The sequence below is a fragment of the Chitinophaga sp. Cy-1792 genome, assembly GCF_011752935.1.
GTDB lineage: Bacteria > Bacteroidota > Bacteroidia > Chitinophagales > Chitinophagaceae > Chitinophaga.
This window is the reverse complement of sequence record NZ_VWWO01000002.1, coordinates 1011268-1026950: the sequence shown is the minus strand read 5'-3', so window position 1 is coordinate 1026950 and position 15683 is coordinate 1011268. Positions and strand designations below refer to the sequence as shown.

The window sequence follows — 15683 nt, the reverse complement described above, 5'->3', positions numbered from 1 at the left end:
TCACTGATTTTTAAATGTAGATTTGACATTTAATAATTATCAGCTATTATCATCAACTAAAATCGGACATCTAAAAATTCCCGTATGAAAAATTACACTGGGGTGAGCATTTCACCACCTGCCTGGATCAGGCATGCAATCCTGCTCTTCCTTATTATGGCCAGCTTTTCAGCATTCGCTCAGAAAAAGATTACCGGAAAGATTACAGAAGAAGGTACCGGCGAGCCAGTAATCCTGGCTTCTGTTCAGATTAAGGGAACAACAAAGGGAACCACCACAGATGAAAAGGGACAGTTTTCACTGGAGGTAAAAGAAGGCGAACGCCTGCTTATTTCCTCCATGGAATATGAGGCCAAAGAAATTACCGTGGGTGCAGCCACCACTTTAAATTTGCAGTTAAAACGCAGCACTGCCGGCCTGAATGAGGTGGTAGTGATTGGCTATGGATCGGTACGGAAGAAAGACCTTACCGGCGCCATTGCTTCCCTGAAAGCTGCCGATCTTAAAACAGAAGGTGTAAGTAACGTAGCCCAGGCCTTACAAGGCAAGCTTCCGGGTGTAACCGTAGAATCTGCGGGTGGTAACCCAGGTGCAGGTACGCGTATCCTCATCCGTGGTGTGGGTACCCTCGGCAACGCAGATCCTTTATACATTTTAGACGGAGTACCCGTAGCAGGCATTGGCAACATTGCATCACTCGACATCGAATCGATCGATGTACTGAAAGATGCTTCTGCAGCAGCGATCTATGGCTCCCGTGCTGCCAATGGCGTAGTACTGATAACCACAAAAAGTGGCAGGGCAGGAAAACCTAAGATCGATTTCAGCACCAACTTCGGCATACAGAAACTCGCGCACAAATTGGATGTCCTGAACGCTTCCGAATGGGCGACCGTAAGTAATGCGGCACATGATGCTGCCGGATTGCCACGCCTCCCTATTGCCGCCAACCCTAATACATTAGGCGCCGGCACCGACTGGCAGGACGCCATCTACAGAAGTGCCATGATCCAGCAATACCAGCTGAACATCAGTGGTGGCAGCGAGTCTACCAAATACAGCGTATCCGGTAACTATACCGACCAGAATGGTATCGTAGATGTCACCAACTACAACCGCTATGGCATCCGTGCTAAATCTGAAACCACCAAGGGCAGACTGAAAGTAGGCGAAACTATTTTGCTCTCCCGTGAAAGATGGGTAACCATGCCTGGTGGCTGGGGCGGACAAGGCGGCGACCCGGTTGGTTCTGCCGTTAAGATGATCCCGGTATTCGGCATCTACGACAGCACCGCCATTGGTGGCTACTCCGGCGCCAGCGGCAACGTAGTAAACGTAGCGAATCCTGTTGCACAGCTGCACCTCGAAGATATCAACAATGTTACTACTACCATTATCACCAACGCCTTTGCAGAGTTTACCATCCTCCCATCATTGAAATATAAATTCAACCTGGGTTATACCAACGCTACCAATGAGGCAGAGGATTATATGAAAAGACATGACGTAGGAACCCTGTTCAGTCAGCCTACCAATGATCTTACACAAGGCAAAGACAGAACCATCCTGGTACTGGCTGAAAACACCCTGAACTTCGATAAAACGATCGGTAAACACAGCATTCAGGCATTGGCGGGTTACTCCTACCAGAAATCGACTTATAATTATATGGTGGCCTCCAAAACCAACCTCTCCGACGGTATGAAGGAGTTGGATGCAGGCTCCAATATCGGTACTGTAGTGGGCAACAGTAAAGTAAGCACGCTGCTTTCTGTACTGGGCCGCCTCATGTACACGTACGACAACCGCTATAGCTTAACAGCCAGCTTCCGTCGTGATGGATCTTCCCGATTCGGCCCTTCCAACCGCTTCGGTAATTTCCCTTCCGTAGCTGCCAGCTGGAACCTCTCCAACGAGAAATTCTGGAACATTAATAAAAACACCGTTTCCTTCCTGAAACTCCGTGGTAGCTTCGGTATACTCGGTAACCAGGAAATCGGTGACTACCAGTACAGCGCTGCTGTTGCTTCCAATATCAACTATGTTAGCGGAGCAGACCAGCAGAAATGGTTCGGTGCTATCCAGACGGCTTTTGCCAATCCTAATATCAAATGGGAAAACACCAAAACCACCAACATCGGCTTCGATGCAGGCTTCTTCAATGATAAGCTGACCCTCACCGCCGACTACTTCACCAAAACCACTACCGACGTATTGCTGAACGTTCCGATCCCGGGTTCGGCCGGTTCTTCTGCCAATCCTACCGTTAATGCCGGTACATTGCAGAACAAAGGCTTTGAAATGGGCCTCGCCTACAACAATACCATCGGTAAATTCAAATATGGCGTAAATGGTATCATCTCCGCTGTCAGGAACAAAGTAATTGAACTGGGTACCGGTTCACAACAGATCTTCGGCGGACAGCCTACCCACCACGGTGCAAACTCCACCCTCACACAGGCTGGCGGAGAAGTAGCTGCCTTCTACCTGATCAAATCCCTGGGTATCTTCCAGTCTCAGAAAGAAATCGATGATTATAAAGACAAGAATGGTAACCTGATACAACCGAGTGCAAAACCTGGTGATATCAAATTCTATGATGCCAATGGCGACGGTGCTATCAGCAGCAGCGACCGCGTAAACATGGGTAGTCCGTTCCCTAAATTCGAATATGGTATCGGTGGAAACGTGGCTGCCTTTAATTTTGACCTGAATGTCTATTTCCAGGGTACACACGGCAACAAGATCTATAACGGTCTGCGCCAGGACCTGGAAGGCATGAACCTGGAGTTTAACTACAGCCGTGCCACCCTCAACGCCTGGACACCTACCAATACGAACACCAATATTCCAAGAGCGGTGATCGATGACCCTAACTACAATGCACAAACGTCTTCCCGTTTCCTTGAAGATGGTTCTTACCTGCGCTTAAAAACACTGCAGTTAGGTTATACCATTCCTGAGAGATTACTGGAACGTGCAAAAATCAGCAGCATCAGGGCTTACTTCAGTGCCAACAACCTCTTCACCATCACCAACTACAGCGGCTTCAACCCGGACATCGGCAGAACCGGCAGTATCCTGGACAGAGGTGTAGACTTCGGCCATGTTGCTTATCCGCTTGCCCGTACCTTTTCTCTCGGCGTTCAACTGTCATTGTAATTACTTAAAATTCAACGTATGAAAAAGATATTTATCTCGGTCGCAACCATCATGGCTTTAGCCAGCTGCTCCCGCGATACACTGGAACTCACTAACCCGAACCAGATTACAACGGAGACATTCTGGAAAGATGAAACGGATGTAAAAAGTGCACTGGCAGCCACCTACGGATTGTTCAAAAACGTGAACGGTGGTTACTGGGGTGTTCGTGGTGTGGAGCTTTCCAATGGCCGTGGCGACGATTTCTTCATCAGGAATGACGTGAGTTACCTGTACCAGCTGTCGACCTTCACCAATACACCTGATAATGCTGCTGCTACCAGCGTTTTCAATAACTCCTATATGGCCATTTTCCGCGCCAACCAGATCATGGAGAACATCAGCAAAGCAAAACTCTCTGCTGACCTGGAAAAAGCCTATATAGCAGAAGCAAAGTTCCTGCGTGGTATCAACTACTTCATCCTCGTAACCAACTTCGGTGATGTACCTATTCGTACTACCGTTCCCGTTAGCAAGGATGATTATTTTATCGCCAAATCACCCGCAGCGGACGTATGGGCACAAGCCATCAAAGACTTCACCGAAGCTGCTGCCGACCTTCCTGTTTCCAGAACAGGCAGTGATCTTGGAAGAGCCACCAAAGGCTCCGCCATCGGCTATCTTGGCAAATCTTACGTATACCTGAAACAATGGGCGAATGCTGAAACAACGCTCAAACAGCTGACCACCTCTCCTTACAGCTATTCATTGATGCAGGATTACAACGACAACTTTACCACCGCTAAGAAAAATAACAGCGAGTCTGTTTTTGAAATTCAGCTGGCAGACGTTGGTGGTACCAACCCATGGGCTGGTGAAAACTCCAATGAAACCCTGGGAACCACCACTGCACAGGAATTTGCACCTTCAGAAGTAGCAGGATGGTTTGAAGTGAGTCCGACAGACAAACTATACACCGAGTTCCAGAAGGAGAAAACAACCTCCAATGAGCTGGACCCTCGTATGTACGCTACCCTCATGTGGGACTACCCTAATGCGGTATTCTACCAGAAACCATTCAGTGCCTTCACCCTGGTATTCGGCTACAAATCCATGTATAAGAAATACCAGAATTACCTGCAAAAAAATGAACTGAGCGGTTCCAGTGGTGCGGCAGACTATACTACCAGCATCAATGAGCGCGCATTGCGTTATGCAGATATCGAGTTATTACTCGCAGAAGCACTGACCATGCAGGGCAAAACCGGAGAGGCATATCCTTATGTACAGGCCATCCGTACAAGAGCCAACCTGGGTACCTTAACCGCCGGACTCGGACAAGATCAGCTGATGGCTGAAATCAGACATCAGCGTATGCTGGAATTCGCCCGCGAAGGACAGCGCTTCTACGATCTGCAACGTTGGGGACTGCTGAAACAGGAATTGAGCGCCAGCGATAAAATCGGCGTTCAGTATTATGTTGCCGGCAAACATGATTTCTTCCCGATACCACAGGCAGAAATCGACAACAACCCGAAAATGGTACAAAATACCCTCTGGAAATAAGTATTCATAATGTGTGACGTTAGGGGCTGGCCTATTCCTGGGTCAGCCCCTTTTTATATCCGCTAACAGCAATAAATTATTTCTGGCAGTGTATTTCAGATAACGAGAACGGCGACCCCGTCTATATTCCCCAGCCGAAGGTTGTCCAATGCCTTGTTGGCATCTTCCAATGGAAAAATATATGTTTGTGTCTGAATAGAAAACTGATGCGCCAATGCCAGCAATGTTTCACCATCTTTCCTGGTCAGATTGGCAACAGATTTAATAGTTCGCTCTCCCCATAATAGCTGATAGGGCAAAGACGGAATATCCGTCATATGAATACCACCGCATATAATAGTTCCACCTTTTATGGTGTCTTTAAGGGCTTTCAACACCAGTTCTCCCACAGGAGCAAAGATGATGGCCGCATCCAGCAACTGCGGGGAAGTCTCAGTGGAATCACCTGCCCATGCAGCACCATAGCTGGTAGCAAAGGCCTGCGCAGAAATATCACCCGGCCTCGTGAAAGCATATACCGACTTCCCATGATTGATAGCCACCTGTATGAGGATATGTCCTGCCCCTCCAAAACCGTATATACCAATGTTTTTAGCGTTAGGCGGTAACATCGCATAACTGCGGTAACCTGTTAATCCTGCACATAGCAAAGGGGCGCCGAAGGTGCCACAATGCTTATCTGAAAGTGGAAAACAATAGCGGTGGTCAGCTACAGCATATTCTGCATAACCTCCATCAATGTTATAACCTGTAAAGCGTGCATGATCGCAGAGATTTTCCTGCCCGTTTCTGCAGTAATCACATTCACCACAGGTATACCCCAGCCACGGCACGCCAATCTGTTGCCCGATCGTTATGTCTTTAACCTGGCTGCCTAAAGCGGCTACCACTCCAACGATCTGATGGCCAGGCACTAAAGGTAGTTTGGGATGCTTAAGATCTCCATCAATAATATGAATATCCGTGCGACAAATAGCACAGGCAGTCACTTTAATCAATACCTGGTAATCGTCAGGATGGGGCACTGTTATGAGACGCTGTACCAATGGACTGCCGGCTGCTTCCAGTACCATCGCTTTCATGAAATGAGGGGTTTCCATGGTGATAATATTTCGGGTTAATTGAGGCTTATATTTCCAATGGAAATTTAATGGTTTTCCAGCTACTAAATATTTACAATAATGGTTTTTTCCCTGTCACGGGAACAAAATGACATTTTCCGACAAATAAAAAAGGCGCCTTTCGGCGCCCTTCCAACTATTAAGAGACCACTATTTGTCGTTGTTAATCAACTCCATCGTATAACTCATTTCCGGGTCTTTACCGGCCTGTATATACGAAGCGCACTTACTCACCGGCACTTCCCTGTCAGGCATCACTCCATGGCCCTTATCTGTGCTGGCATTAAAGAAATACAACTCCGACATCGGCACATTCAATATACATTTGGTACGTGGCATCAGGTATTTCATGAACCACGCTGCCGTAGTAGCGGCTTCACCACTGCCTGTTTCATGCCCTATTATGGTACCACGTTTATTCTGCTGTACCAATGATGCAAAATAGGTAGCCGCAGATACGGTACCACCACCGGTCAGCACATATACCTTCCCGTGGAATGCATCTTTATCCGGAGGGAAATTCTCCAGCAAACCTTCTCTCAGGCGGGCATTACCGATATATAACCCGGTGCTGTCTTTATCAAACCGCTGATAAAGAAAATTCTTCTGCGTCTGAATATCTTCGTCGGATAATCTTCTTCCATTCTCCGCAATCGCATACTCCGGCATGGCGATGTCGATCGTATGGGTGCGGTAATTGTAAACGTTACGGAAAGGTTTGTCTGTCAGGAAGGAATACAGCAGCGCTGAAATAGCCGGATTACCGCCACCATTGCTGCGTACATCGATGATTACCTGTTTGTATTTACGATTGTTCAGTTCCCTGAAAAACTCGCTGAACTCTTTATAGGCATCGGATTCATTGATACCAAAAGTATTCACTGTCAGCAATCCTGTTTTCGTATCATCGTAATAGTTATTGTAGATGGCATAGGAACGCTGCAACAGGTTTACCGGCAGCACCGCCATGCGGCTATCATGAAAAGCCTGTGTGGAATTGGCATAAGGCAGCGTCACCTTTTTGGTATCTGTACTGCCAGGTGCGATGTAGCTTACCTGGAACTGCTGTTCATGTGGCGACAGCAGGCTGTACATCACCTGGAAATTAGGATACAGGCGGTCCAGACCACTGGTGATGTACCCATCGCTGTATGCCGGGGTCGACAATGCCTGTAGAATGTCCTTGGCAGCCATGTTGTTGATGCTGGTCACTTCCGCACCATAAGGAATAGCCCCTCCTTTTATATTGACAAAAATCTTTCCTCTCTCTACTGCTACCGGAAAAGGAAAAAGGTTGATCATACTATACAAATCCTTTGCGTGGTCATTGTTTACACTCAGGCTTGTATGTACATCCCTCACCAGGTATACCGGCGAATACTGCAGCACAGATACCACGTCAGGTGCTGTGGCAGCCTTTTCCATCAGTGAATCGACCTTACGCTGAAAGCTGGCGGAGTCGATAAACTTATAGGGATTGGGGTGTTGCTTTTTCAGTATTTCTGCTGCCAGCCTGAAGTCGGCAATAAAATCTTCTTTGGTAAGATTCGACAATTTTTTATCCTGGGCAGATACGCGCATACTACACAATGCACAAAGTACAGCAGCCCCGGAAAGCATCCATCTCTTCATTTGATTGGTTTTTGAATATTAACATGCCTGGGAACGTATCAGCTCCAGTATACCTTCATTGCGAATGATCATCATACCTTGCCTGTCTTCCGTAATACCTTCCTGCAGACGGTATGTATAGCGCGGGCGGCCGCCTTCCAGTACGGTAGGCAGAAACGCAAAACGAATATTGCTGTTACCTTTCAGGGCCTCTCCTACTTCGATGATATGGGTAGAAACAATGAAGAGGCAGTCCTGGTACTCGGCAAAAGCCTCAGTCACAGCCAGTGTACCGTCATAGGCATCTTTCACGTTGGTACCTTTAAACAGTTCATCGAACATGAGCAATAACCGCTTCCCACTGGCAGCCGCTTCTGCGGCCTGTTTCACGCGTACCACCTCTGCATAGAAATGACTGTATCCCAGGTGGATATTATCTGCCACGTTGATAGAAGAACAGATACCCTGGCGCACAGAGAACACCATGGATTCCGCTGCTACCGGAAAGCCCATATGTGCCAGGTACATGCAGATGCCCACAGATTTCATCCAGGTAGATTTTCCCGCCATATTCGCACCGGTGAGGAACAATACATTACTGCCTTCTTCCATCCTCAGGTCGTTGCCTATAGCCCCTTGCAGACAAGGGTGCCTCAATACCTTCACCGAAAAGAGGTTCTTTTCTTTCGGCATGGCCACCGCATAGGCAAAGCCTTTACTCCTGGCCACATCACTGACAGCTATGTACATATCCAGTTCGTAAATGAATGACAGCAACTGTTCCATAGCTGCCAGCAGGCGGCCTTTCAGGAGGTGATCATAGTAGGCAAGGGTTTTCACGGATAAGGGCTTGTATATATCTATATTCATCAGCTGATCCACTTCCTTATCTGCCAGTATATCACTGATGACAGCCGCTTTGGCGGCATATTTTTCTGTAGTAACAGGGAGTGCCTGCAGGAACAGGAAACAGCGTTTCAGCGTAACGATGGTAGCCTGCAAGCCTTGTACCTTTTTCCGGTAGCGCTCATCCCTTGTAAGCGACGATAACCCTTTTTTTATCAGTGTATCGATGACAGTAATGACGGCATTTCCCGCAACACTGCCATCGAGGTATTCGCGCATCATACTGAGTTGCGACACGTCGAAGGGAAAGCCCAGGTTAGCCTGCTGGAAAGCCTGGAAGGTAGCCGCCCTTTCGTTGATGGCAGCAGGGTCTTCCAGCGGACTGCGAAACACTTCGTCCAGCATTTGTTGTCCGCCGCTCGTCTTCACCTGGTTGAAGAGGTGATATACAGAACCGTTACGGTATTTACCCATGAGGTTCAGTTCATCTGCGGTCTGTTTATCTATATTAAAACTCATAGCTGTTCTTTTATTGTTCCAGTGCACGTTTACGGCCGTTCTTCAGAATATCCAGGATACCTTCATTGCGGATGATGATCATACCATGGCGATCATCCGTGATACCACGTTCAAGGGTATACGTATATTCCGGTGTATGTCCTTTCATGCGTGTTGGCAGGTAGAGGAATCCGGTACCGGGGAATTTTTTCAGGTCGTCGCCCGCTTCTACAATGTGGGAAGAGATCACGAAGAGACTGTCTTTCTTTGCGGTGAATGCGCCGGTAATAGCCACGGTGGCTTCATGCGCATCTTTAACGTTGGTACCGCGAAACAGCTCATCAAAGATCACCAGCAGCGATTTCCCTGCATGTAGTTCTGCGGCTATCTTTTTCACGCGTAATACTTCCGCATAGAAATGGCTGGCGCCCATGCCCAGGTTATCCGGCAGGTTGATCGTCGTGAAGATGCCATCCAGCACTACAAATTCCATGCGCTTTGCCGCTACCGGAAAGCCCATATGTGCCAGGTATACTGCTGTGCTGAGCGAGCGCAGGAAGGTGGATTTACCGGCCATATTGGCGCCTGTCAGGAAGATCACATGCTCTCCCGGGTGCAGACGTACATTATTCCCTATGGCATTTTTAACACCAGGATGGTACACACCTTCCAACAGGAGCATATCGCCGCCTTTCGCTACCGCCACCGGAAAAATGAACTGTTGTGCTGTGGCCACGGCAGCTACGGCGAGGTATACGTCCAGGCGATATACCTGCTGCATCAGCTTTTCGATGCGGCCACGTTCGCGGGTGCGGAACAGGAGATCGTAGGCGGTAACGGCAGCGAAGGAAAGCTTACTGCCGTTTTTTTCCTGGTGCACCGGTTCCAGCGCAGCATCGTTCAGTAATTCCCTGATAACGGCGCGCTCTCCTTCATAGGCTTTGATCTGCTGTACGGCAGGATCGCTGACAAATGCTGAGATCTGCTGTACCAGCGCTATCACCGCCGATACGCCGTTGTTGATATCCTTTTCACTCAGTGCAGCGTTCCTGGTGGCATTCTTCGTTTGTACGTCGGCGTTAGCGATGTACTTTTCTGCCATATCGAACAAGGCTGCATTGAAAGGAAAGCTGATATTGTTTTTTGCGAAATGCGCTATAATACTACTCCTGGTGTTGATCGCTGTCCTGTCGGACAATGGGTTCCGGAACATCTCCTTCAGGATCGTTTCGCCTCCCCTTGTCCGGGTTTGATTGAACAGGTCATAGATCCCCTTGCTGTCGCGCTTTCCGAAGATCCTGAGATCTTCAATTGTCTGATCATCTGTATGCAAAATCATTGCTTCCTGTTTTAATTATTTTCTTTTTCTTCTGATCAGTAATACGGTTCCCAGCAACAATACAAGTGCCGGCAGCACCCATACATACACGATTCTGAGCATACCTGCGCCGGTAGAACCTATCAGCAGCAGGGTATCGTTAGGCTTCGGCTTTGGCGTATAAATCGGGAATTTGCCATAGTCGAGCCAGGAGTAGATACTCTGTCCGAGGAAACCGCCACCCTGGCGCAGGTTACTCATGAAGTCGGCATCAGCGGTAATGACGATGCGTTGTTCTTTGTTGTGCTGGTTTCTGCTGAGAGAAACCATGGTTGTATAGCGTGGAATCTGACTGTCACCATCTGCGGGATTAAATACCGGCGGCACTGAATCCGTTACCACGGTTCCGGCTTTCAGCCAGACTTTCCCGGTGCCGGTCTGCAACAGTGGTTTTACCGTATATCCATTGTCGTTAGTCCATTCCAGGGCAGTAACACCTGACATCAGCTGCGGTAAACTGTCTTCCCCTTTTTTGAACTGCTCCTTCAGCAATAGCATTACGCCATCACCGGAAAGGTCCGTAGCCTCCCTGGTCAGGAAGGGTTTCACCATATGTGGCATTTCTTCTTTGGAGAGCTCAATGAGTGTACCATCGGTCATCTTCACGCCCAGCTGCGACAGCAGCGGGTTCAGAACCTGTTGCTTGCCTGGTTCTCCCAGGATAAACATATTGCCGCCGTTATCGATATAGTGCTTTAACTTATCCATGGTAGCGACACTGAGGGCCGTTTTCGGATCTGCGAGTACCAGCGTGCTGATATCTGCCGGTATCTCCTGTGTTTCTGCACAAATAGTATCTGCATCAAAACCCATGTTTATCAGGGCATAGCGATTTGTTTTCGCAATAGAGTGGTAGTTAAATTCTCTTTCTCCGCCCTTGGTGATATCGCGTTCGAGGTTGCCCATGAGGAAAATATTCTTAGGCATAGCCGGTTGCGTGAGTCGTTTGATGGCGGCGGATACCTGCTGCTCTTCCGGCCAGAATGTAGCATCATCGAAGGTGCGCAGGAAAGTGGTTTTGCCTTTGTATTTCAGCTGCATCACAAGGCGGTAGTTTTCCGGCGAGAGGTCGATTTGCTTACGTACTTCAGGGCCCGGTACGAACAGGGAAGGCTTGATTTCGTAACCATCGCACATCTTCTCTGCTATCTCTTTATGACTTTTACCCCCCCACATGATATCCAGGGTCTTATCACCATCCCGGGTATCATAGTAGTAAACGTAGTTGAATTTAATATCCGGCTTAAAGCGCAGGAAAGGTTCCCAGAGGTTCCAGAGGTAATCATTTCTGTTTTCCGGCAAACCGCGCTGCAGGCCTGTTCCGAAGAGATTACAATACAGGGTCACTTCCAGCGGCCCGTCGTTCATCTCTTTAATCACCTGCTGTGTATTGGGATGTATGGTATTACTGTTGGTAGCAGTAGTATCCCAGTAACCGATATAGCCTGGCCTGGAAGTAAAATAACCGATCACCAGCACCAGCACTGCCACGCCGATGTACCTGCCGGCATTCACATACCAGGGCTTTGATTCACGGCCAGCCTTCAGCTTTATCAGTGTAAAGCTGACGAACATATATACGATGAGGATAAAATATACGAAGTCTTTGGTGGTGATAAGTCCACGCAGCATTTTGGAAGTACGTCCTGATATGGAAAGAAAATAAGTCAGGTCTCTTACTAAATCATATTTCTGCCACAGGCCACCAATACGGCTCAGCACAAAGATGATGATAAAACTACCGATAGCAGATACGATCTGGTAGTTAGTCAGACTGCTCATAAACAACCCGATAGCGGTATAGGCGCATACCAGCAGATAAAATCCCAATGTGGCAGATAACAGCACACCATAATCCGCATGTTGTATATTGATCATCCCTGTGATCATAAATACCCCTACAATCCCTACCAGCAGCAGGTTATACAACATCACTGCCAGGTATTTCCCTAAAACGATCTCGCGGATTTTTACGGGAGATGAATAGAGTAGTTTGATAGAACCGGTGTTGATTTCACGGCTGATAAGGCCCATGGTCAGCAATGGCACAAACAGGTAAAGGTTTTGTAGTACGTTCATGAATATGCCATCCTGTGCCAGGAAGATGGTGGAAGTCATGGCAATACCGAAGTCTTTGAACTTAGGCGTATTCTGCACCAGCACTTCCTGCCATTTAGCCATAGGATATAATGCGCCCGTATAATAGACGCCACATTGTATCATAAAGGCAATTGTAAGAAACCACGCTACCGGGGAATAGAAAAGATTTCTCAGTTCTGTTCCCGCGATTTTAAATATCATCTTCATGTAAGAATATTATTGGAGAGATTGAATAGATAGTTGCTTGAAAATATCGTCCAGCAGGCCTTTATCGAGACTGATCTCCCGTAGTCGCCATCCTTGTTGTACACTGGCTGTGATAATTCTTTCGGTGATATCTGCATCACCATCAAAATAAATTCGTATCTGGCGGTCGCTGAGGAACTCCACTTTAGCGGCGCCGGGTATCTTCATCAATTCACCGGAAGAAGGAGGATTTTCCATACGTACCAGCACACTATGCGGTTGTACGTAGTTATTAAAGGCATCCATGGTATCGGAGAAGATAACGCGGCCCCCTTCAATCATCACTACTTCACGGCAAAGCAGGTGTACTTCGTTGAGGATATGGGACGACAACAATACGGTATGGTCCTCTCCTATTTCGCGGATTAGTTTTCGCGCTTCTATCAGCTGGTTGGGATCGAGTCCGTTCGTCGGCTCATCCATTACTACCAGTCGTGGTTTATGGATGATGGCCTGTGCGATGCCTACCCGCTGCCGGTAGCCACCGGAAAGGTTACCAATCAGCCTGGAGCTGAAATGCCCGATACCACAGCGTTCTTTGGCTTCTTCCACCGCTTTTCTGACACTATGCTTTTCCATCTTCCGCAGCTGTGCGCAATAGGTCAGGTATTCATCCACGGTGAGGTCTGCATAAACCGGTGGGTACTGTGGCAGGAAGCCGATTTCTTTTTTGGCTTCTTCGGGGTATTTTCTCATGCTGATGTCGTTGATATAGACATCCCCTTCTGTCTGATTCAGCACACCACAGAGGATATTCATGGTAGTGGATTTGCCGGCCCCATTGGAGCCAAGCAAACCAACCACACCAGTTTCTGTAATTTCCAGGTTAATATCGCGTATAGCCCATGCGCTGCTATACCGGTGCGAGAGCCGCTCAATTTTCAATATCGTACTCATTGCGGTTGTTGAATGTTGTTAATATTTTACGATCATCACCTGTTGTTTTTGTTTCCCTGTTCCGCCGGGTATACCAATCAACGCGAGTGCCCTGTTCTGGTATAACCATGGTTGTTGTCCGGATGATGGTGGCGGATAATGCACCCCTGTTGTTGTAAACGTTGTTATCAAAGCATCTGTGGCGGCATCTCTGAACTCAAAAACATATTCATCCAGGTGTGCATTGACAGGATAGGTGATAAATGCAGATTGTGTTTTAAACGGTAGCGACGCAGCTTCCGGCGCGCTCTTGCCGCGCTGAACAACCTTCACCGGGCCACTTCCCGGCGAAAGATTAATAAACCGTATGCTGGTAGTACTGTCGCCGGCAGGATGATAGGGTAATGATTCTTCTGTCAGTAAGGTGTCTGGCTTTGCCAGGGTGCCCGTTACATATACCATATGAATAGAACCTGCTGCCAGATGAAGGTTCAGCTTCACCAGCGGCTCATCTTTAGCGGTTGTATCCGGATAGTTGTAGATCCATATCGGCTGCTCACCTGCATTCATGCTGTAGTGGCGTGTCGGCAGCGATGCATCTGCATATCCCAGCACGAAGGTGTAGTAATAATCGTAGGGCAGTCCTCCCTTGAAATTGGTGGCCAGGTAGGAACTTCCTACTACTGCATTCATGATATTCACTGCTGCTGCCTGCCTGGGCAGTACATCCTGTTTACCGCAGGACATCAGCATCATCCCTGACAGTAACGCATATATGAAAAGTTGTTTTTTCATCTTAGTAGAAAGGATTTTGGGTGAGGAAATGATTGGTACTGATCTCCAGCACAGGGATAGGATATACCGCCTGATAATCGCCTATCCATGGTTGTTTTAAAGGATCATTTGCCAGCACATCGTGCATGAGTTTAGTACGTTTCAGATCGAACCAGCGGTGTCCCCATTCGGCAAAGAGTTCTGTCCTTCTCTCTTTCGCTACCGCAGCAAGTACCTGGTCTTTATTCAGGCCGGCAGACAGCGATGATAATCCTGCCCTGTTTCGGATCATGTTCAGGTCGGAGATAGCAGTGGCAATACCGCCGGCGCCGCCGTTGGCAGCGGCTTCTGCGCGGATAAGGTATACTTCCGCGAGGCGTAATGCCATATAATATTCTGTAGGCAGCATGCCCGGTATACCTGTGGCCTGTCCTACCTTATACTTGGCAGGGAAGTAAGTGACGCCTGGTTTATCGTTGTTGCCGGTAGTATTATCCGTGCTGTCTACCCATTGTTTCCATCGAAGGTCGCCTGGCTCGAAAGTAGCCGCCAGCGAAGGCGTCAGACAATACGTGGCCGGTGATATTTTCATCACCAGTGGCTGCATGATGAACCCTTCCGGCGTGGCGCCTTTCAGCGAGAAGCTGGTGGAAGTTTCCTGTAGTTGCCACAGTGCTTCTCTGCTACCGGTCAGGAATACACGGGAAAGATCGCTTTCCAGCGTATAATCTGCCTTATCGTCAATCACTTCTGTGGCGGCCGTAACGGCATTGCTATAATCGCCGGTATAGAGGTAAGCCCTTGCCAGCAAGGCAAGTGCGGCGTATTTGTTAGGTCTTATACGTTCGCCGGTGGCGGTAGGATAAGCTGCAGGCATGCTCTGCGAAGCCTCTTTCAGGTCATCAATAATCAGTTTCCATACCTGGTCCTGTGGCGCTCTCGACAGTTTAGCGGTTACGTTAAAGTCGATGGTAAGCGCCAGTGGTACATCTCCGAAAAAATTTACCAGGTAAAAATAACTGAACGCACGTACGAATTTCGCCTCTCCCGTCAAAGCCTTGCGCACACTATCTTTCAGGCTAGCGGATTTACTGGCTGCTATTCCTTCAATGATAGAGTTGGCGCCATAGATGGCATCATATGCCGATCTCCATGCAGACCATGGCTTATCGCTGTTATAGATGGTCAGTTTATTGGTGTTGATACCGTAGAGCGATTGATCTGCGGTACCCCTGTAGTTATAAAGTTCATCGGAAGATAACCCGCCGAGGATGGTAGACAATCCTGCGGAAAAGCCTTGCAGTCCCATTTCCTGAGCACTGCCAGCGTTCGCACCGTTGATCATCTTACTATAAACACCTGCTATCGCACTATTGGCTTGTTTTTCTGTGCTGAATACCTGCCCGGTGGAAATGGTATTGATAGGATCAGGCACTGTCACCAGCTTTTTGCAGGCGCTCAACATGCCCAGCAGCAGCAGGCTGCCGGCAACAACTATATTTCTCTGATTTCTCTGCATAGCCATT

Annotated in this window: 10 protein-coding genes; 2 read left to right on the top strand and 8 right to left on the bottom strand. The window is 48.2% G+C overall.

What is annotated here, in order from left to right; all coding sequences use genetic code 11:
* The first annotated feature begins 84 nt into the window (after positions 1-84).
* Positions 85-3162 carry a TonB-dependent receptor gene (locus tag F3J22_RS18295; RefSeq protein WP_167019388.1) on the top strand — a complete coding sequence of 1026 codons (3078 nt, stop codon included), beginning with the start codon at positions 85-87 and terminating at the stop codon, positions 3160-3162.
* 18 nt (positions 3163-3180) lie between these two features.
* A complete protein-coding gene (locus F3J22_RS18290) occupies positions 3181-4707 on the top strand; it encodes a RagB/SusD family nutrient uptake outer membrane protein (RefSeq protein WP_167019387.1) in 1527 nt (508 codons plus the stop codon).
* A gap of 95 nt (positions 4708-4802) precedes the next feature.
* On the opposite strand, the gene F3J22_RS18285 is transcribed toward F3J22_RS18290, so the two are convergent.
* From F3J22_RS18285 to F3J22_RS18250, 8 genes are all read right to left on the bottom strand, one after another.
* Complete coding sequence (locus F3J22_RS18285) at positions 4803-5807, bottom strand: zinc-dependent alcohol dehydrogenase family protein (RefSeq protein WP_205195407.1); 1005 nt, start codon at positions 5805-5807, stop codon at positions 4803-4805.
* A gap of 171 nt (positions 5808-5978) precedes the next feature.
* Positions 5979-7460 (bottom strand): S41 family peptidase, encoded by a 1482-nt coding sequence (locus tag F3J22_RS18280; protein ID WP_167019386.1) that lies wholly within the window; start codon positions 7458-7460, stop codon positions 5979-5981.
* An 18-nt stretch (positions 7461-7478) separates the two neighbouring features.
* Positions 7479-8804, bottom strand: coding sequence for a DNA mismatch repair protein (locus F3J22_RS18275; protein ID WP_167019385.1), 1326 nt, complete (start codon positions 8802-8804; stop codon positions 7479-7481).
* Positions 8805-8814: 10 nt separating this feature from the next.
* On the bottom strand, positions 8815-10122 hold the full coding sequence (locus tag F3J22_RS18270; protein ID WP_167019384.1) for a DNA mismatch repair protein: 1308 nt from the start codon (positions 10120-10122) through the stop codon (positions 8815-8817).
* Between the two features lie 15 nt (positions 10123-10137).
* Positions 10138-12468, bottom strand: coding sequence for a Gldg family protein (locus F3J22_RS18265; protein ID WP_167019383.1), 2331 nt, complete (start codon positions 12466-12468; stop codon positions 10138-10140).
* Positions 12469-12477: 9 nt separating this feature from the next.
* On the bottom strand, positions 12478-13404 hold the full coding sequence (locus F3J22_RS18260; RefSeq protein ID WP_167019382.1) for an ABC transporter ATP-binding protein: 927 nt from the start codon (positions 13402-13404) through the stop codon (positions 12478-12480).
* An 18-nt stretch (positions 13405-13422) separates the two neighbouring features.
* Entirely contained in the window at positions 13423-14178 is a 756-nt protein-coding gene (locus tag F3J22_RS18255) for a DUF4397 domain-containing protein (protein ID WP_167019381.1), read from the bottom strand.
* 1 nt (position 14179) lies between these two features.
* On the bottom strand, positions 14180-15676 hold the full coding sequence (locus tag F3J22_RS18250) for a RagB/SusD family nutrient uptake outer membrane protein (RefSeq protein ID WP_167019380.1): 1497 nt from the start codon (positions 15674-15676) through the stop codon (positions 14180-14182).
* Positions 15677-15683 lie beyond the last annotated feature (7 nt).